Here is a 19,488-nt window from a genome sequence, read left to right as displayed (position 1 = left end):
ACAGCGGCCTATGTCAGCCACGTAACGAACAGGAACGACGCGCACCGATGGAGACCTCGCGCAAAAGTGGAGATTGTATGGATGACCTGACGCCTCGAACTCTCTCCAACTGGATGCTATCGATAACCGAAGAAGAGAGTTTCTCTAGTTCGGGTTTGCAACTTAGAGTTCAATTCGATGATTCTCTTCATTCACACAGAGTCGAAGGGTATCTATGTACCACATAGGATCGTCGCCATTTGGTACAGGAAGGGTGATTCGAAATTCTAAACACTACGTACGCTCTATGAATGAAACAAGTCAGCCTAACTGGATCAACTCCAGGGCATTCAAAATGACAACGACGGTGTCGGATCCGACTGCTCCGATTGCATCCTACCCGCCTGATCTCATGCGTAGCGATTTAGACCAAGGATCTCTTATTGCTGCGATGCGGACCCAAGAAGAACAGAGTCTCATAACGATTATCCCTAGCAAAAGTCAGGATTTACATTGGTTTAAATTTATCGCCCTATGAGATCAGCGATAGGGCAGGATCGCCAATTGAGGAAGATCGCGCGCTCGGAGGGAGTCGAACCCCCAACCTTCTGATCCGTAGTCAGATGCTCTATCCATTAAGCTACGAGCGCAGCGGATAAATATCCTAATCGTTGAATTGACAACTTAGTGCGCACACTCATCAAGAATGGAACTCTCGGTGCCATGTCACCACTCTCCAATTGCTAAAGACAAAAAAACTAACCGAAAAAGGATCGGCGGCACCAGAAAAATGCCAGACTAAAGCCCCGATGAAGTTGAAAATCCAGGCAACAATTTCACGGACAAGATCTCCTGGATCCGCGAGGCTACCCTAAGTAGATGCAGGTCACTATAGGCGTCACCAAAAAGCGTCATTCCAACTGGAAGACCAAAGACATCTCCGATTGGAATGTTGATGGAAGGGAGGCCCGCTATTGCAGCTAACGAATAGCCACTTCCTGCTATCACGTCTCCACAAATATGATCAATAAGCCACGCAGGTCCCATAGACGGAACTAGCAAAAAATCCACATCACCATTGATTAGAGTCTTGCGAATTTCACCTCTAGTATGTCCCAAATTTGTAGAGCGAGCAACCTCGTAATCGCTACGGTAGGAATCGTCCATTTCACAGGCGGCAAGAAAATGTTCTTGCCCGAAAAAACTCATCTCTCTCGAGGAATTATCTCTGTTAAAGTCGACGATCTCCTCCAAGCTAGAACGGCCCTCGACACCTCTTGCACTCAAATATTTACCGAGCTCTTGCTTCATCTCCCATCGCAAAACCAACAACTCATGGCCAATGTTGAACGAAAGATCGCTTCCTGCTCGGGTTGCGATATCGTCTATCACAAGAATTCCGGCCTCGCCTAGTGCAATGAGCACATCCTCAAATACCAGGTCTGACTTTGGACTATATCCAAAAAACCCTGCTCTAGGCACGCCTATTCGAAATGGTGTGGGTTGTGGTCTGGCCGACAAATTCGTGCTTGCACTACCTTCGCCAAAGAGCGCTCCCTTACCCAACTTATCGATCAACGCACTATAGACAATCTCTACATCCAAAACTGAGCGAGCGAAGATGCCGAGGGTGTCCTGAGTTCGAGAAATAGGCACTACGCCTTCTGTCGGCAAGATCCCATGGGTGGGCTTAAAGCCCACCACGCCATTGACCGATGCCGGACAAATAATAGATCCGTCGGTTTCAGTTCCGAGAGCAATCGGCACATACCCAGCTGCGACCGCAACTGCAGATCCAGAAGATGACCCACCCGGGCTACGATCGAGTCTGTGAGGGTTTCGAGTCTGACCCCCAACACCCGACCAGCCACTAGCCGAGTAGATGCCTCTGAAGTTTGACCACTCAGAAAGATTGGTCTTTCCAATCAAAGTGGCCCCCAGCGACCGCATCAAGGTAATAATTGGAGCATCGCTAGAGGCCGGCAAACCCTCAAAGGCTAGCGAACCGGCCGTCGTAGGAAGGTCTTGGGTATCAATATTATCTTTTGCTAAAAATGCAATTCCGCTAAGAGGCTTCGATCTCTCTTGTTGAAGATGAACTTCATCAACTTCAACAAGAGATAAAAGGGCATTTAATTTCGGTCCTTCTTTATCAAGTTGTCCCATCCGATCAAAAGCAGTCGAAAGCGCCTCATCGTATGAGATCACTTTCGCTTCAATACTTCTTCGGATCTCTGCGACAGAAGCACTACTAATCTCAAATCTTGACTCCACAAGCGGTCACTCTAGCAAGTTTCATACAATATACCTTCGAAATCCACCGACTATTAGAGATTACGACTTGGAAAGAGGTAGGCGAATCAAGCTCAAGAGAGAAGGTACTGATCCCATTTAGCGACATCTATCTCATCGACAGATAGAGATAGAGTTGCAACTGGAATTAGGTCCAAAAGGCGACGCACTTTGAAATAGTCGTGAGCCACCCCGGAAAAAGCCTTCTTTCGAAATTCAACAAGCTCCACTGGTGGAGAAAGTTCCTCTCCATAGCCAAATAGTTTTAGGGCAAACCTGACATCGTGAATAACCGGAGCTCTCGAGTAAAGTGCTGAACGCTTGATGGCAACTGAAGTAACGGCCTTTTCCACATCTTCATGATGCTCATTTTCATCCAAGGAAATTTTGGCCAGTTCGTATCTTGCCAACTTTATAGCAAAACCACTATCAGGACCTGGTGTACCCAGAAGAACTCCCTGCTCTACTGCGGAATGAGGATTTGGAGGGAGTTCTGCTACACGATCGCTCATCCAGCTTCCAGGGTTAGATAGCTCATCAAATTTTCTCAATTGTGTTCCAGAAGCGACGGGAACGTAATCTGGCTGAGTCACTAAAACCTCTTCATCGAATCAAATAACAATCTACAAGGCTAACTGCTTTAACTGCAGCTCGCAAACCGACAACCGATTTGTCTCATTTTAAATCGAAGATCATAGCCTCAAGCTGTCAAAACACTGATCGAGACTTAGTCCCAAGTGATAGATAAAAAGAGCTACCCTTGCTGAGTCCTTAACAAACCAATGACAATTGAATCAACCAGAGCCTGCCAGGAGGCATCGATTACATTTGGCGAAACCCCAATTGTGGTCCAAGATCCCACTTCATCCGATGAATCGATTAAAACACGAACCTTGGCTCCGGTTCCGCTGCTTGAATCCAAAACTCGAACTTTAAAGTCGGTCAAATGTATCGAGTTCAATCCCGAGTAAAGCGGAGTCAATGCCCTTCGTAGCGCACCATCCAAGGCATTCACAGGACCGTTTCCTTCACCGGTGGCAATAAGTCTCTCTCCGTTTGCCCAAAGTTTTACAGTTGCCTCAGTAAGTTGTTCTGAATTATCCCTAAAATCGTCAATTACTCTAAAGGACTCGACCTCAAAGAAGTTTTGATTCCAGCCGGTCGCCCTTCGCAAAAGTAGTTCCATCGAACCATCAGCTGTCTCAAAATGAAAACCTTGGTGCTCCAAGGTCTTTAGGTGCTCAAGAACAGTGGCGATCTGCTCTTTAGTGAGATCTATCCCTAATTCGCTAGCCTTGATAGCTACGGTCGAACGACCTGCCATCTCTGAAACTACAAATCTCGTTCCATTGCCTACTAACTCTGGAGCGATGTGCTCGTATGCGTCCTTTCGTCGTGCTATAGCACTGACATGAAGGCCGGCCTTATGTGTAAACGACGAGGTTCCAACGTAAGGCTTCTGAGGATCAGTCGCGATATTTATGACTTCAGCCAAGTGGCGTGAAACCGATGTAATAATTGCTATCTTCTCACGCGGGATCGTCTCGATGCCCATCTTTAGAGTTAGGTTAGGGATTGCTACCGACAGATCGGTATTGCCAGTTCTTTCTCCATAACCATTTATGCAGCCCTGGACGTGGGTAGCTCCAAGGCCAACTGAGGTGAGCGCATTTGCCGTAGCACATCCAGAATCATTGTGAAAATGAACGCCAATCTGTGTAGGAAAGCTAGATTTCACTTCCCGCACGATCCGTTCAACTTCAAATGGCAAGGATCCTCCATTGGTATCACATAAAACCAAGGTGGAGGCACCACCATTTTGAGCAGCTCTTAAAACCGCCATCGCAAATTGTGGATTATTTTTATATCCATCAAAAAAATGCTCTGCATCGAAAAACACCCGTCGATCGCGCTCCACTAGGTAGCGAACGGACTCTTCCGCCATACGTAGCGCCTCGTCCAAAGTAGTTCGAAGCGCCTCTTTTACGTGATAGTCCCAAGACTTAGCTACCATGCATACCGCTTCGGTATTAGCATCCAACATATTCCTTAGGGTATCATCGCTATTAACGTCACCGCCTGGTCTCATAGTTGACCCGAATGCCACGAGAGTTGCATTCCCAAAGCGAATCTCCCGCGGAGCACGATGGAAGAATTCGATATCTTTAGGGTTGGCCCCAGGCCAACCCCCTTCGATATATTTCACCCCAAGGTCATCTAGAGCCTCTGCGACTCGAAGCTTATCATCGACAGTTAATGAGATTCCCTCTTGTTGCGAGCCATCACGAAGTGTCGTATCGTAGATCTCTACACTTTCAGGAACCGCAAAGTCAATCTCAGCCGACATAGTCAAGCCACTCTGGGTGTCTGTCGTTCTCGCCGTGGACCGCAGCATAGTAGGCGGCCTGAATGGCTTTCGTAAATACTCCGGGCTTACCGTCGCCCACCATACGATCGTCGACCGAAACTGCTGGGGTAACTTCTGCGGCGGTTCCACAGACAAAGATCTCTTGCGCAGTGTAAAGGTCTGAGCGAAGAATGTTTTCGACCTCGACCTTGTAGCCCAACTCTTGCGCCAGAGCACTTACCGTCGATTGAGTAATACCCTCAAGCGCACCAGCAGAAGTTGGAGGTGTGAAAACTCTCCCTTTGCGCACTACAAAGACGTTCTCACCTGTGCACTCAGAGACATAGCCCTGAGGAGAGAGCAAAATCGCCTCGTCGTAGCCGGCCTTTACCGCTTCAACCTTTGCGAGGGAAGAGTTCATATACATACCAGTTCCCTTGGCCGCTGGAGGAAGAGAGTTCGGGTTATGTCGCACCCAGGAACTCACTTTCAAGCGAATCCCCTTGGTGACACCATCTTCACCTAGGTATGTCCCCCACTTCCATGCAGCAACCGAAACATCCGCCTTACAAGTAAGAGGATTTAGGCCCATCTCGCCATAGCCCAAGTAGACGATTGGTCGAATGTAGCACTCCTCTAAATTATTCTCGCGCACGATAGCTTTGATCGCTTCGGTTATCGTCTCGGTAGAAAATGGAATGTCAATCATAAAGATATGGGCAGATTCAAAGAGACGATTCACATGGTCGTTCAGGCGGAAGACCGCAGGGCCATTAGGAGTTTGATAGGCCCTGATGCCTTCAAACACACCGGAACCGTAGTGTAATCCGTGAGTTAGGACATGAACGTTTGCTTCATCCCATCCGACCATCTCACCGTTCATCCATATAAACTGGCTCTTTTCAATTGGCATTTGAAACCCTCTCTGCTATCGCATCCCCAATTTGAGATGTAGTGGCGCCACTTTCTGGCGCAAAATCTGAAAGTACTGAAAAAATCTTATTGGCGCCTTGGCTCTCACCGAGAAAGTCAAGCATCAACGCTCCCGAGCGAATTGCCGCAATTGGATTCGCCTTGCCAGTTCCCACTATGTCATGAGCCGCACCATGGACAGGCTCAAACAAAGAAGGACCGGTACGAGCAGGATTCAAGTTAGCTGAAGCGGCATGTCCTATGCCTCCAGAGATAGCTCCAGCCAAGTCGGTCAAGATATCTCCAAAAAGGTTATCGGTTACGATAACGTCATAACGACTTGGAGACTCAACCATGTAGATACAGGCAGCGTCAACGTGATTATAGGAAGTGGAAACGCCAGGGAACTCCAGCGCCACAGCATCGAAGGTTCGTTGCCAAAGATCTCCAGAAAAAGTCAAAACATTTGTCTTATGAACCAGAGTAAGGTTCTTCGCAGGGCGCGAATTCGCCAACTCAAATGCAAAGCGGATCGCCCTCTCAACACCAAAACGAGTGTTTACCGAACCCTGAGTGGCAACTTCATTTGGTGTGCCCTTTCGAAGAAAACCGCCTTCGCCAGCATAAGTACCCTCGGTATTTTCTCGAATCACTACAAAGTCAACCGTCTCGAAGGCTGGATTGGCACCACTTGGAGGCGTCACAAACGGTCTCAAATTGATATAAAGATCCAATTCGAAACGCAACTTGAGCAAAAGACCGCGCTCGAGAGTTCCAGACGGAACCTCTTTTGAGCCAATTGCAGGCCCAACGGCCCCAAGAAGAATCGCATCAAAAGTGCGCAACTCATCTAAAACCGAATCTGGAAGTACCTCTTTGGTCCGAATATATCGCGACGCTCCAAGGTCATATGAAGTACTTGAAGTCTTGACGCCAGTAGCGTCAATTACCTTCATCGCTTGTTCCACAACTTCGGGGCCGATACCGTCCCCACCAATAAGCGCAATGTTATACATGCAAAAGTCCATTCTTTGAAGAGCACACCGATGGTCCAGAAGATCCCCACGTCCATTCGTAGCTATACCAATAAAAAAGACCGCCCACGTTTGTGACCGGCCTCTAACGCTTGCACCTCAGCGATACTGAGCCACAAGCGTTCAAATAATTACTACGAATCGTGCAAATATAGTGACCACTAAGACCACATTCCTTATTAGGGAGAGATTTATAATAGGTAAACATTAGCAGGACAAGATAGCCAAGTCCACTTAGCCCCATTGGGAATTCAAGAATTTTTAAGGCAAAATCTAAAATTTTCCCTTTGACGGCCATTCATTGCAATACTCCCAAAGGCAAAGTCAATGGAAAAATTGTAAAAAGCAACTAAAAACGGTCAATGCAACTGCTTTCCATGCGTCAGATAGATAGATAATGGCTTCGATAGGCAGATAAACCGACTTAGATAAACCAATTTAGCCGACCGGAAAGACCGACACCGCACTTCAAAAGTCGCTTTACGCCAGCCTAAGATCCAATATCCACAATCTCCACCTCAAGCGTTCCACCAGGAGCCTGATAGGTGACAACACTTCCCTTTTGTTTGCCCTGAAGTACTTTACCCAATGGACTGCTTGGAGACAAAGATGCTAGACCTGGTCTCTTTTCTTCAATTGATCCATAAAAATAGGACTCCGTATCTTCATCTCCAACGTACCGCAAGGTGAGCACGCATCCGATACCGACAACGTCAAAGACAGCTTCATCATCGATAATTATGGCATCCTCAAGGATGGAATCGATCAATCGAATTCGAGCTTCCATCTTCCCTTGGGTATCTTTAGCCGCATGGTAATCCCCATTTTCACGTAGATCGCCCAATGCCCTAGCATCTTCTATAACTTTTGCTATTTCAATACGACCACGTGTCGATAGCTCGTCGCGCTCTGCTAGGAGCCGTTCATATGCTTGTCTTGTCAATGTTTGAGCCACATAATTAACGCTAGCCGACATTTAGCGAAACAGGATTGAAACCAAAAGATGCCTTAGGCCAAAACACTACCAGCAGCCAGCAAGAGCTCTCGAGGAAGACCTCGCGATGGACCAAGTTCTTACCAGTCCCATCAGACTTTCACAAGAGCCATATCCCCACAGCTATGGGCCATCGAAGTCACCCTCTAAAATCCATGGACTCTGGATACTTGCAAAAGGACAGAACATCCAAGGTCATCGCTATCTCCTCGACACATCTGGGGCTTTTCTCGCCGTGAAAATCTTTTGAGAGAATCACTATGGCCGGATCATCTCATTCGATGTAGTCTTTATACAAACAAAATCGTTGAGCAAGGCCCGCGTGTCGAACACTTTGATAGGTTTTCTTGTCATCGAGTCCCATATAGTACCGCCTAGTGGGGCATTGGCAGAACCAAAACGATGTTAGTCCGTCGCTAGCATCTCTAAGAAAAGTGTTTCGGCTTGAGCACTTACACATACACCGTAGTTTTAAGGAAGGTCGAATTGACTGGAAAGACTCTATCTGAAAAGGTATGGGATGCACACTTGGTCCATAGTGGCGAAGAAAGTCCCGACTTACTCTATATCGATCTCCACCTAATACATGAGGTAACCTCTCCGCAGGCTTTCGACGGTCTTAGACTTGCCGGCAGAAAGCCAAGAAGGCCGGACCTAACAGTTGCAACCGCTGACCATAATGTCCCAACTAAAGATATAGATAAACCGGTGGCTGATCCCATCTCTAGGCGGCAATTAGAGGTGCTGAGCTCAAACTGCGACGAATTCGGCATAACCCTATATCCGATGGGCAATAAAAATCAAGGTATTGTCCACGTAATTGGACCAGAAAAAGGTCTCACGCTTCCAGGAATGACTATCGTCTGTGGTGATAGTCACACCGCAACCCATGGTGCTTTTGGAGCATTAGCCTTTGGAATCGGGACTTCCGAGGTGGAACATGTTTTGGCAACACAGACCCTGCCACAATCTCGACCTGGAACCATGGCGATCGAAGTGGACGGGGAACTTCCCCCCGGCGTAAGCGCAAAGGACCTGATCTTAGCGATCATCGGAACCATTGGAACCGGAGGCGGAATTGGTTACGTCATAGAGTACCGCGGATCCGCAATTAGAGCACTCTCAATGGAGGCTCGTATGACCATCTGTAATATGTCGATTGAAGCTGGCGCACGTGCGGGGATGATAGCACCCGACCAAACTACCTTTGAATATGTTGCTGGACGTCCATATGCACCCAAAGGCGATGACTTAGAGGCCGCAATACAATATTGGTCGACCTTGGCTACCGACGACGACGCAGTCTTTGACAAAGTCGTCCACATAGATGCGACAAAGCTCGTACCATTCGTATCATGGGGCACTAATCCAGCACAAGTAGCCCCAATCGATGGCATCGTGCCCGATCCAGCCTCCTTCGCCGAAGCATCAAACCAAGAGGCTGCCTCCCGAGCACTCACTTACATGGGTCTCACAGCAGGAACAGCTATCAAAGATATCCGAGTAGATACCGTGTTTATAGGATCTTGCACAAACTCACGAATCGAAGACCTAAGGGCTGCTGCTGCAGTTGTAGATGGAAGAACCGTCAAATCAAGTCTGCGGGCTATGGTCGTTCCTGGATCTCACCTCGTAAAAGCTCAAGCAGAAGCTGAGGGCCTCGATAAAATCTTTTCCCAAGCTGGATTTGAATGGCGCGAAGCTGGGTGCTCCATGTGCCTTGGAATGAACCCCGACCAACTCTCACCCGGCGAGCGATCGGCGTCAACTTCGAATCGAAACTTCGAGGGACGCCAAGGAAAAGGAGGTCGGACCCACCTAGTCTCGCCAGAGGTAGCCGCCGCTACTGCAATACTTGGCCACTTTGGCGCTCCAAGTGATCTAGTGAAAAATTAATTTCATCATTTATCCAAAGTTCCAGCTGTGCTTGATGGTAAATCAAACACAGCTGGAACGACAATTATGCATTAAGAGAGGTTTACAGGAGTGAAAAAGATAAATGTCTTTTCGGGAAGCGCGCTTCCTCTTGAACGCAGCGACGTAGACACAGATCAAATTATCCCTTCCGATTGGCTCAAGCGGGTCGAGCGAACTGGTTTTGGCGCCGGCCTCTTTGGAGAGTGGCGAGAAGATCCGACCTTTATTCTCAACGATCCACGATACGCCAATGCAACTATCTTGGTTGCCGGTCCCAATTTTGGAACAGGATCATCCAGAGAACATGCGGTCTGGGCTCTGACGGACTACGGCTTTAGTGCAGTTATATCAGCGCGTTTTGGTGATATCTTCTTCAACAACTCGACTAAAGCAGGATTGGTACCGGTCGTATTGGACGCAAAGACAGTTGCAACGATTCAAAGTGCTGCGGTAGCCAACCCGAATTTGATAATCGAAGTAAACATAGAATCACGCGAAGTAAGCGTCGATGAGCTAGGGATTAAAGAGTCTTTTCCACTAAATGACTTTACCCGCTATCGATTTTTAGAGGGCCTTGACGATATTGGAATCACACTGGAGAACGAAGGTCGCATTACGACCTACGAAAACTCTAGGGCAGCTTGGTTGCCGCGTCTCGTTTAACTTTAAAGCCACCGGCGACCATTACGACTGAGATCAAAACCACTCCAGCACCGGCTAGAAAAGATCCAGACAGGTGGTCGCCTAGTAACACCACTCCTGCCGCTACGGCTACAAGCGGGACTATATAAGAGACGACCGAAGAAGCCGTAGCGCCAAGTTCTCGCACAACACGATGGTACATCAGTGTTGCAAGACCGGTTTGGACAAAACCTAAAACTACTATAGCCAAAAATCCCTCAACCGCTGATCCACTCGGATGCCGAGGGGCGTGAAAGAAGGGTAAGTAGAGAATCGAAATTGCACCGGCAATGGAGATTTGGGCGAAAGCCACCATGATAGGTGTTGCACTCAAAGCGCCTAGATATCTCTTGGTATAGACAAAGCCCAAGGCATAAGAGATTGACGCCAACAATACGACAAGGTCTCCAACAAGTTGCGCACTAGAGTGGCCATTTGAATTCCAAGGGGAAAGTATTAGAGCGACGCCGACTAGCCCCAAGACTACACCAACGCCCTTACGTCGACCTACAACCTCAGACGAAGACGTCAACTTGACGAAAACAACTGTAAAAAGTGGCGTCGCCGCATTTAGCATTCCAGCAATTGCAGTCGATGTCTTAGTTTCACCGTAGGAGATTGCAAGGTATGGAAGCGCAGAGGCAACCAAAGCTTGGATCGGCATCAAAAGCCAGAACTTTCGTCTGCTTCCTGATTTTATGAAGGGCTTTTCTGAAAAGATCAAGGCGACTAAAAGTACAAGGGAGCCTCCTAGGAGCCTCCCAAATACCACCACGGCCGGACTGAAATCTCTCAGCCCGACCTCGATAAGAACGTAGGAGAGCCCCCATAGTCCCCCAAGCAAAAAGAGCTCGAGGCGGGGGTTCAACTTCACTTTTAGAGATTCTCCACCACATAGTCGATACAAGCAACCAGAGCTTCAACATCTGCGGGCTCCACGGCTGGAAAGACCGCTACTCGGAGCTGGTTGCGACCAAGCTTCCTGTATGGCTCGGTGTCAACGACACCATTCTTCCTGAGCGTGCTTGCAACCACGGTCGCATCGATAGCATCGTCCAAATCAATTGTCACAACAACTTTGGATCGCATCTCTTCGTCTTGTACAAACGGAGTAGCATACGAAGATGCCTCAGCCCAGCTATATAAAGTCGCTGAGGAGGTTGCACACCTCTTGGTCGTAAAGTCAATCCCACCATTTGCCAACATCCATTGAACTTGGTTGTTCATAAGAAAGATCGTCGCGAGTGCTGGTGTGTTATAGGTTTGATCAAGTCGAGAGTTGTCAATTGCAATACTCAGATCCAATGCCGGAGGAATATAGCGTCCACTTGCTTTGATCTCGCCAACACGCTCGACAGCAGCCGGCGACATCAACGCAAACCAAAGGCCACCATCTGAGGCAAATGCCTTTTGAGGCGCAAAATAATAACAATCGAACTCAAGCGGGTCAACCGCAAGACCAGCGGCTCCGGAAGTAGCGTCGACGGCGACCAAACCTTTAGCACCAATCGGTCGATTAATCGTCATTGCCACGCCAGTGGAGGTCTCGTTGTGAGTAAGTCCATAGAGGTCGATAGATGAATCGGCGACCGCCTCGGGATGGGTGCCTGGCTCCGACTTGATAATCATCGGATCTTCTATAAAGGGAGCAGCCTTTGCCGAGGCTGCAAATTTCGCCGAGAATTCGCCGAAAGATAGGTGCTGGCTCTTTCTTTCAATCAATGAAAATACGGCAGTATCCCAAAAGTAGGTAGAGCCGCCATTGCCAAGTACGACTTCATAACCGTCCGGAAGGATAAAGAGGTCAGAGAGTCCTCGGCGGAGCTCACCGACGACAGACTTTACAGTTTTTTGACGATGCGACGTTCCCAAGAAGTCGCCCGAACGTGCAAGGAGGGCTTCGACGGCTTCTCGACGAACCTTAGAAGGTCCAGAACCGAAACGACCATCCTTAGGAAGCAGCTCCGAAGGGATTAGGATATCTGTGTTAACTTTTTTCTCGCTCATAGTTGCGCAGTTCTCACCTTAGGGGGTAGATGTGATGTCAGAGGGTAAGCCCAGGGTCTCACGACGGATTGGCTCCGTAGCCGAATCCGCGACGCTAGCCATCGACGCGAAAGCTAAAGCTCTCAAAGCCTCCGGTGTTGACATCATCGGTTTCGGCGCTGGAGAACCAGACTTTCCTACTCCGGCTTCCATCGTAGAGGCCGCAGCTAAAGCATGTGCAGATGTTAAAAATCATCGTTATACTCCAACGGCTGGATTACCGGAATTACGTGCAGCAATCGTTACAAAAACAGCTCGCGACTCCCAGGTGGAGATCACAACAAATCAGACTTTGGTAACCAACGGAGGCAAGCACGCCATCTACAACGCATTTGCAACTCTCCTGGATCCAGGCGATGAAGTGCTGATTCCTGAGCCCTATTGGACGACCTACCCCGAGGCAGTGAAGCTTGCTGGGGGAACTCCTATCGCCGTTCCAACAACCTTAGAATCAGAGTTTAAGGTATCGCCAGCAACCATTGAGAAATATGTCACACCTCGTACAAAATTATTCCTCTTCGTCTCTCCTTCTAACCCAACAGGTAGTGTTTATAGCCCAGAGGAGACCAAGGAGATCGCTCAATTCTGCGCGGATAAAGACCTTTGGATCTTGGCGGATGAGATCTACGAGCACCTAACCTATGACGGCATCAAAGCCGAATCAATTGCAAACCACGATCCGCGCGGCCTCGACAAGATAGTAATAGTCAACGGTGTCGCGAAGACTTACGCTATGACCGGATGGCGTGTCGGTTGGATGATTGGAGCGCCCGATATCGTCGCTGCCGCAATCAATCTTCAATCTCAATCCACTTCCAACGTTGCAAACATCTCACAAAGAGCAGCTATTGAGGCGCTAATTGGAGATCAAGGCCCTGTATCCATCATGAGAGAGGCCTTTGACCGACGACGAAAGCTAATAACTAGCCTACTCTCAGAGGTACCTGGAATTAACTGCCCTCTACCAAAGGGTGCTTTTTATGTCTATCCCGATGTAAGTGGACTTTTAGGTCGCGACTTTGGTGGAGTTAGACCTTCGTCAACGTCCGAATTGGCCTCGGTCATTCTAGATCAGGCAAAGGTAGCAGTTGTTCCCGGTGAAGCATTTGGAACTCCGGGGTACTTTAGGCTTTCATATGCCCTCTCCGACAATGACCTTGAGATTGGCATCTCCCGTATCGCTAAATTAGTTAGCGAATCAGCCCAATAGATAAATTTCGGATTTGGATTGGTCTTCGCCTAGCATGAATTACCAACCCAAATCCGAGTTTTCAAAGCAAGGCCCCTGCACTATTGCTATGGGACTTGCCTCCAATTGCTCGGTGCTAGTCCCATGAACTGTCTAGCACCATAGACCTGTCTGGTTGGAATGCGATTCGAAGCCCATTAGGCAATAGCCTCTGTAGCTAGGAGTTTTTGAAGCAGGTGTGGCGTCCAACCGAATCTGCATCCAAATATCCCTTAAATAGGTATTTACCAGCAATTGCCAAGGTGTCCCGTATTGCAAAACTAAAAACCCAAGCACTAACACCTAGGCAAATTCTACAAAATATTATCCGCCAATCAACCCTCGCTCCTATCAACCAAGACAACTTTGGGTCGCAGGCATCCACTTTCATGTGGTTCTTTCATCCCGTACTTGCAGATAGCTCATCCAGGTGGCTCGTAGACCAACTAAGATTAATGCTAGGTGCCGATTGACAACTGTCCTAAAATCAACGATTCTAAAACCAAAGATGCAGCACCTAAGCTAAAGCAAATTAGCCAAGATATTCCCTTACTGCCGCTGCTGCTCTCAATCCCGACAGATAAGCACCTTCGACTTTTGAACTTCCATAGCCATCACCGGAAAATATCAACGGAAGCGCTCCCGATCCTCCAATTCGGCCAAGATCCATAACCGCTTCTGGATAGATCGATATCGGCGAGGCGTACCTCCAGCTCTTTACTTGCATTTCGGAGATAGGAACCTCGCCAATCAATTCAAATAAATTCTCCCTCAAAATTGATTCAATCTCTCCTTGAGAGTAATTACCGTAAAAAAGTTCGAGCGAGATCTCGTCGCCTAAATGAAGAGTCAGCGCATTTTTGGCAGATATCCCCTTTTGCTTATTGTCCGCCAAGAAGTTCACCTTTGAATTAGGGCGTTGAATAGGCTGGATCGGCCCAAAGTCACCATCATCCATCATCACAAATAGACCACTTATCGTTGGGTTATAAGCAATAAAGCCAAGACTATCCCTAATTATCGTGACGCTTGATGAAGGCAGGTCTTTAGTTATCTCGATCGCCGAAGGGCACGGGATTGCAATTACCAATTGCTTTGCAAAATAGTCGTGTGGGTGACCATGTATGTGAAACTTTGAGTCCTCATATGTAATAGACGATACGGCATTCTGAAGATCCATGCGAATCCCCGTCGCTAAGTCTTTAGCAATGGAGTTCATTCCGTGCACTCCTATGTATCGGGGGTGACCGTCTGACTCGCCCTGAAAACCATAAGTCCATACCTTGGAGATGGAACGATTACTCCATTTGGTGACCTCATTGGCGAATTCCTGGGAGCGTACGGTAAAAAATTGAGCCCCATGATCGAAAGTCGCATCTCCGATTCGCCGAGTAGCCAACCGCCCACCAGGAGACCTCGCTTTATCCACAACAACCAGATCAATATCTCCGGAAAGCTCAGAAGCCGCAACTAAGCCCGATAGACCAGCACCAATAATAACAAGATCCACAGAGTTTTGAGCCATCTAAAAACGCTAGCCGACGGGCCTTAGAATTGCCACAGCGATTCAAATGGATGGTCAAAAAGAGCAACACCACATTTTTGGCGCCTACAACTAGGCTTGAGGGTACGAATTCCAATAAGAGAATCGATGCTTGATGTCGGTCTCAAATAAGATTCGAATTACCATTTTCCCGATAGCTTTGAGGAGAACGATGGCCAGAATACTGGTAACCGAAGAAATAGCCGATAGCGGGCTCGACCTGCTCCGTGCAGACGGCCACGAAGTAGACATCCAACTAAGACTCTCGCCCCAAGAACTTCTCGAGGCGATCAAAGGAGCAGCCGGACTAATAATTCGCTCGGCCACCAAGGTAACCGCCGAAGTGATCGACGCTGGGAGCGATCTTCTTGTAGTCGGACGAGCCGGAATTGGTTTGGATAACGTAGACGTAGATTACTCGACCAAACGTGGAGTAATGGTCGTAAATGCACCTCAATCAAATATCCTTTCCGCTGCGGAATTGACAGTGGCGCTCATCTTGGCTCAAGCAAGGAACATTCCCCAGGCCCATTCGGCATTAGTAGCAGGTAAGTGGGAACGATCCAAGTGGGAAGGGGTCGAACTCTTTGGCAAGGTTTTGGGAGTAGTTGGACTCGGCAGAATAGGTGCACTCGTAGCCCAACGAGCCTTAGCCTTTGGGATGAAGCTCATAGCCTATGACCCCTACGTATCTAGCGATCGCGCTCGTCAGATGGGTGTAGAGTTAGTAGACCTCGATAGCCTCATGGAACGATCTGACTTCATAACGATTCACCTTCCAAAGAGCAAAGAGACAATTGGAATCATAGGCAAGGAGATGCTCGCCAAGGCCAAGCCAACCGCACGAGTGATCAATGTTGCTCGAGGCGGAATCGTAAACGAGGATGCACTATTTGAGGCACTCTCTGAGAACCGAATTGCAGGGGCTGCTTTAGATGTCTTTGGAACTGAGCCCTGCACCACATCACCACTCTTTACTCTCAAAAATGTGGTTGTCACCCCACACCTTGGAGCGAGCACCTCAGAGGCACAAGACAAAGCGGGCGTCACAATTGCTGAGCAATTGAAGCTTGCCCTTGCCGGAGACTTCGTTCCCTTTGCTGTCAATGTCAATGCCGCCGAAGTTCCAGAAAATGTAAAGGCATACCTACCCCTAGCTGAATCTCTAGGCCGATTCATCTCCACCCTAGAAGGTAGTCTTCCTGATACACTTACCATCGAGTATCAGGGACTTTTGGCAAGCGGAGATACTCGTTTGCTTTCGCTATCAGCACTCAAGGGAATCTTCGGTGCTGGCACCAACGAACCTGTCTCTTATGTAAACGCTCCGGCACTTGCAAAAGAGCGTGGTCTAGAGGTGAAAGAGTCCTTTAGTGAACAAGCAAAAGATTACGTTAGCCTACTTACACTCTCTAGCGGCAGCCATAGCGTTTCAGCCACAGTCACTGGACCAAATAAGGATCCAAGGATCGTAGCAGTTGACTCCCATAGGGTAGAAATTCCACCTGCTCAAAATATGCTCGTTGTTCGCAACGACGATGAGCCTGGAAAGATCGGCGTAGTCGCGACAATTCTCGGGAATGCCGGATATTCAATCTCTTCGATGGCTGTAGGCCCATCACATGACGGCAAGACCGCCCTAATGATTCTCTCGACCAACGTTGAGCCCACTGCCGAGATCCTTGCTCAGATAAAGTCAGCTCCAGGAATCATATACGCTCGAAGCGTCTCCTGCTAAAAAGGTAACAGCGACGCATGAGTCCCACTTAGCGATCACTGCTACCTTGACAAAGGTAACCATAATTTAAGGCGTAGAAGTCGTACCACGGCCCCTTCTACGCCTTAAATTAATCCTAAATAACTCGAGATCCGAGCCCACATTACAGCTCGAACACCTCCACAAAATTGTGTCACCGACTACTCCCGGCCCCTCTATCGACCCCTTGGATTAAGTTCACCTTTAGCGGGCCAGCTAACGACAACAATAGCCCACCAGAAGGTTTCGCTAAATTCTGGGTTATCCTAAATCTTCTGTGCCCACAGCGCTTTGTCTTCGCATCATGTGTGGCCTAATCGGATTTGATACCTAGCAAATGAACACTACCACATACCCAAAACTCCCATCGAATAAACATCGCCTAGCGACATGAGATCTAAAGTGCCTTGCCTGTACTTTTTGAATTGCATCTTCCAACGAGTTCATGGCTGCCGCTTTGCACACATCAAAAGGGATGGCAAAGAGCCGGATCTAGTGACAAAATTATTTAGCAACCTCGAACATCAAAGATCGATCAGAGACACCGACTTCTGTGCTCTCACGATGGCAATATTTAGAACTCAAAATCACATGGAGAGAGATCAGTCACCGATCTCACTCCTTAGTGTTTCCAAAGCGCCAATGGCCATCAATGAAAATCCCTTTCATGGCGCTCCTTGGAAAATAACTATTATTTAGCGCCTAATTAAGATCTGGTCCGAAAGAAAAATCCAAACGATCAAAAAGCCAGCCTGCAAAATGACCTCTCGTTTCTCAGCTGCCATCGCGACGAGGAATTTGACTCAATCGAGCGCGAAAAAACAACCTAACCTCGACATGACTCCTTGAGTCAAATCCGATAAAAGGGCTCAAAGCTACGATTTCCTTGTCTTTGAAGCGAGATATTTTAATAAACTAAGTGCTATTCAAGCGCTAGGAATAAAAAAGTTCGACTATCATTGCCATTAATGGTTTCCCAATTTTCTTATCTCCTATCCCTAACCTGAGCGCGGTCTTCGACAATCGAAGCACCGCTACAGCCTCTGTGTTCGTTTTTGAACACGGAGGTTTTTTATTTTCTGGTGAGTGTTTAGCACTAGGTAAGAAATTGAAACAAAACGAAAGGCGAATACGGCAATGAGCCAAGATGCAGAAAAACTGATAATCTTCGATACGACTTTGAGAGACGGCGAACAATCTCCAGGAATTTCACTTGACGCTACAGAGAAACTCGAGATTGCAGAACAGCTAGCAAGGCTCAACGTCGATTATATCGAAGCAGGATTTCCCGTTTCTAGTCAGGGTGACTTCGAAGCTGTATCCCTAATTGCATCACGCATTCAAGGGCCTGTAATCGCAGCACTCTCACGGACCCATCTCTCGGACGTCGATAGATGCTGGGAAGCCCTAAAGCATGCTCAACAAGCACGCATTCACGTTTTCATCTCAACGTCACCCGTCCATATGGAGAATATGCTCAAGATGAACGAAGCCCAAGTACTTAGCGAAACCCGATCGGGCGTAGCAAGGGCTAAAGAGCACACCAACGACGTTGAGTTCTCTCCTCAAGATGCTACCCGTACGCCACTGGACTTTATGATCGAAGTTCTTCAGGCAGCCGTGGATTCAGGAGCGAATACTCTCAACGTCCCAGACACGGTTGGTTATGGAATTCCATGGGACTTTGGTGCGCTGATAGCTTATGTGCGTAAAAACGTAAGCGGCGACTATGTAATTTCAACGCACTGCCACAACGATTTGGGCTTAGCGACAGCCAACTCTCTCGCTGGCGTAGCAGCAGGAGCCCGTCAGGTTGAAGTGTGTGTAAACGGACTTGGAGAGCGCGCTGGCAATGCAGCACTTGAAGAAGTCGTCATGGCACTCAAGATACGCGGCGACCAATTTCCTGGAATTTATAGTCAAGTTAAAACCGAGGAGATCGCAAGGACCTCAAGGCTCGTATCTCGTCTAACTGGATATCCACTACAGTACAACAAGGCTGTGGTTGGTCGAAATGCCTTTACCCATGAGTCTGGCATTCACCAACATGGCGTTCTCAAGGACCGAAGCACATACGAGATCATTGACGCAGAGTCGGTTGGCCAAAAAGGTTCGCAGATCGTACTCGGCAAGCATTCAGGAAGGCATGCGTTTGCCGACACACTCTCGAAGATGGGAATCACAATAGTTGGAGATGCCCTCAATGCCGCATTCGCGCGTTTCAAGGAACTCGCGGATCGAAAGCTCGATATCACCGAAGCAGATCTTGAAGCCATCGTCGCTGAAGAATTAGGGACTGTCGCGACTGACGTTTATAGCCTTGAAGAGCTCCATGTCTCCGGTGGTACCGTCGGGACTCCAATAGCGAAGGTCGTTCTCTCTAGCGAAAACGGCAAAGTTGAGGCCTCGTCCGAAGGTAACGGAATGATAGATGCAGCAGGTAAAGCCATTCAGCTCGCTACTGGAACCAAGGCCAACCTAATTGGCTTTTCCGTCTCTTCAGTCACAGGTGGCGTCGATGCAATTGGCGACGTAGTTGTTCAACTTGAATCCGACGGAATCAAGGTATCTGGTAAAGGCATATCGACTGATGTGGTAGAAGCATCTGCACGGGCATACCTAAATGCTGTCAATCGCCTAGCAAGAGCTAACGCCCGCAAGGCCACTACTCCAGAAGTTGGACCATAAGACAAACAACAAACTTTCGGATCGACCAAAGCACTCTTCAAGGCCAAACCCGCGGCCGAGTAGAAACCTGA

General features: G+C 48.3%; 15 protein-coding genes and 1 tRNA gene. 6 read left to right on the top strand and 10 right to left on the bottom strand.

Going from position 1 to position 19,488, the window contains the following annotated elements; all coding sequences use genetic code 11:
* Positions 1-334: 334 nt before the first annotated feature.
* Positions 335-517 carry a hypothetical protein gene (locus ACIDITHRIX25_RS000000100585; protein WP_201731945.1) on the top strand — a complete coding sequence of 61 codons (183 nt, stop codon included), beginning with the start codon at positions 335-337 and terminating at the stop codon, positions 515-517.
* A 39-nt stretch (positions 518-556) separates the two neighbouring features.
* Here the strand turns inward: ACIDITHRIX25_RS000000100585 and ACIDITHRIX25_RS000000100580 are convergent.
* The 7 genes from ACIDITHRIX25_RS000000100580 to greA all read right to left on the bottom strand — a co-directional run bounded on the left by ACIDITHRIX25_RS000000100580 (position 557) and on the right by greA (position 7,507).
* Positions 557-629, bottom strand: a tRNA-Arg gene (locus ACIDITHRIX25_RS000000100580).
* A 148-nt stretch (positions 630-777) separates the two neighbouring features.
* A complete protein-coding gene (locus ACIDITHRIX25_RS000000100575; RefSeq protein WP_201731944.1) occupies positions 778-2,253 on the bottom strand; it encodes an amidase family protein in 1,476 nt (491 codons plus the stop codon).
* Between the two features lie 92 nt (positions 2,254-2,345).
* Positions 2,346-2,864 (bottom strand): hypothetical protein, encoded by a 519-nt coding sequence (locus ACIDITHRIX25_RS000000100570; protein ID WP_052604586.1) that lies wholly within the window; start codon positions 2,862-2,864, stop codon positions 2,346-2,348.
* A gap of 161 nt (positions 2,865-3,025) precedes the next feature.
* Complete coding sequence (gene cimA / locus ACIDITHRIX25_RS000000100565; RefSeq protein ID WP_201731943.1) at positions 3,026-4,618, bottom strand: citramalate synthase; 1,593 nt, start codon at positions 4,616-4,618, stop codon at positions 3,026-3,028.
* On the bottom strand, positions 4,608-5,531 hold the full coding sequence (locus ACIDITHRIX25_RS000000100560) for a branched-chain amino acid transaminase (protein ID WP_201731942.1): 924 nt from the start codon (positions 5,529-5,531) through the stop codon (positions 4,608-4,610). Before ACIDITHRIX25_RS000000100560 ends, cimA begins: the two co-directional genes overlap by 11 nt.
* Entirely contained in the window at positions 5,521-6,546 is a 1,026-nt protein-coding gene (locus ACIDITHRIX25_RS000000100555) for a 3-isopropylmalate dehydrogenase (protein WP_201731941.1), read from the bottom strand. The genes ACIDITHRIX25_RS000000100560 and ACIDITHRIX25_RS000000100555 overlap by 11 nt, the downstream gene beginning before the upstream one ends.
* A gap of 508 nt (positions 6,547-7,054) precedes the next feature.
* Positions 7,055-7,507: a transcription elongation factor GreA gene (gene greA, locus ACIDITHRIX25_RS000000100550; protein ID WP_235347569.1), complete on the bottom strand. Its 453-nt coding sequence runs from the start codon at positions 7,505-7,507 to the stop codon at positions 7,055-7,057.
* Between the two features lie 537 nt (positions 7,508-8,044).
* Here greA and leuC point away from each other — a divergent pair.
* Positions 8,045-9,454: a 3-isopropylmalate dehydratase large subunit gene (leuC, locus tag ACIDITHRIX25_RS000000100545; RefSeq protein WP_052604590.1), complete on the top strand. Its 1,410-nt coding sequence runs from the start codon at positions 8,045-8,047 to the stop codon at positions 9,452-9,454.
* Between the two features lie 90 nt (positions 9,455-9,544).
* Entirely contained in the window at positions 9,545-10,138 is a 594-nt protein-coding gene (leuD, locus tag ACIDITHRIX25_RS000000100540; protein WP_201731940.1) for a 3-isopropylmalate dehydratase small subunit, read from the top strand.
* Here leuD and ACIDITHRIX25_RS000000100535 read toward each other — a convergent pair.
* Both ACIDITHRIX25_RS000000100535 and serC read right to left on the bottom strand, forming a co-directional pair.
* Entirely contained in the window at positions 10,107-11,030 is a 924-nt protein-coding gene (locus ACIDITHRIX25_RS000000100535; RefSeq protein ID WP_201731939.1) for a DMT family transporter, read from the bottom strand. The two genes, leuD and ACIDITHRIX25_RS000000100535, sit on opposite strands and share 32 nt — an antisense overlap.
* Positions 11,031-11,032: 2 nt before the next feature.
* Positions 11,033-12,163 carry a phosphoserine transaminase gene (serC, locus tag ACIDITHRIX25_RS000000100530; RefSeq protein ID WP_052604593.1) on the bottom strand — a complete coding sequence of 377 codons (1,131 nt, stop codon included), beginning with the start codon at positions 12,161-12,163 and terminating at the stop codon, positions 11,033-11,035.
* A gap of 34 nt (positions 12,164-12,197) precedes the next feature.
* Here serC and ACIDITHRIX25_RS000000100525 point away from each other — a divergent pair, with 34 nt between their 5' ends.
* The gene (locus ACIDITHRIX25_RS000000100525) at positions 12,198-13,412 is read left to right on the top strand and encodes a pyridoxal phosphate-dependent aminotransferase (RefSeq protein ID WP_052604594.1); all 1,215 of its coding nucleotides are present in this window, start codon (positions 12,198-12,200) and stop codon (positions 13,410-13,412) included.
* Positions 13,413-13,962: 550 nt separating this feature from the next.
* Here the strand turns inward: ACIDITHRIX25_RS000000100525 and ACIDITHRIX25_RS000000100520 are convergent.
* On the bottom strand, positions 13,963-14,955 hold the full coding sequence (locus ACIDITHRIX25_RS000000100520) for an NAD(P)/FAD-dependent oxidoreductase (RefSeq protein WP_213333473.1): 993 nt from the start codon (positions 14,953-14,955) through the stop codon (positions 13,963-13,965).
* 190 nt (positions 14,956-15,145) lie between these two features.
* On the opposite strand from ACIDITHRIX25_RS000000100520, the gene serA reads away from it, so the two are divergent.
* On the top strand, positions 15,146-16,711 hold the full coding sequence (gene serA, locus ACIDITHRIX25_RS000000100515) for a phosphoglycerate dehydrogenase (protein ID WP_052604601.1): 1,566 nt from the start codon (positions 15,146-15,148) through the stop codon (positions 16,709-16,711).
* A gap of 1,155 nt (positions 16,712-17,866) precedes the next feature.
* Positions 17,867-19,417 carry a 2-isopropylmalate synthase gene (locus ACIDITHRIX25_RS000000100510; RefSeq protein WP_052604598.1) on the top strand — a complete coding sequence of 517 codons (1,551 nt, stop codon included), beginning with the start codon at positions 17,867-17,869 and terminating at the stop codon, positions 19,415-19,417.
* The last annotated feature ends 71 nt before the right edge of the window (positions 19,418-19,488 follow it).

It is taken from the genome of Acidithrix sp. C25, assembly GCF_904848545.2.
The sequence above is the reverse complement of the archived record's forward strand: the minus strand, read 5'-3'. Positions and strand labels throughout refer to the sequence as shown.

Bases quoted from the DNA above. Each gene is read 5' to 3' on its own strand.
- ACIDITHRIX25_RS000000100585 (WP_201731945.1), top strand. From the start codon at position 335: ATGACAACGACGGTGTCGGATCCGACTGCTCCGATTGCATCCTACCCG.
- cimA (WP_201731943.1), bottom strand. From the start codon at position 4,618: ATGTCGGCTGAGATTGACTTTGCGGTTCCTGAAAGTGTAGAGATCTAC.
- ACIDITHRIX25_RS000000100560 (WP_201731942.1), bottom strand. From the start codon at position 5,531: ATGCCAATTGAAAAGAGCCAGTTTATATGGATGAACGGTGAGATGGTC.
- ACIDITHRIX25_RS000000100555 (WP_201731941.1), bottom strand. From the start codon at position 6,546: ATGTATAACATTGCGCTTATTGGTGGGGACGGTATCGGCCCCGAAGTT.
- serC (WP_052604593.1), bottom strand. From the start codon at position 12,163: ATGAGCGAGAAAAAAGTTAACACAGATATCCTAATCCCTTCGGAGCTG.
- ACIDITHRIX25_RS000000100525 (WP_052604594.1), top strand. From the start codon at position 12,198: ATGTCAGAGGGTAAGCCCAGGGTCTCACGACGGATTGGCTCCGTAGCC.
- ACIDITHRIX25_RS000000100520 (WP_213333473.1), bottom strand. From the start codon at position 14,955: ATGGCTCAAAACTCTGTGGATCTTGTTATTATTGGTGCTGGTCTATCG.
- serA (WP_052604601.1), top strand. From the start codon at position 15,146: ATGGCCAGAATACTGGTAACCGAAGAAATAGCCGATAGCGGGCTCGAC.
- ACIDITHRIX25_RS000000100510 (WP_052604598.1), top strand. From the start codon at position 17,867: ATGAGCCAAGATGCAGAAAAACTGATAATCTTCGATACGACTTTGAGA.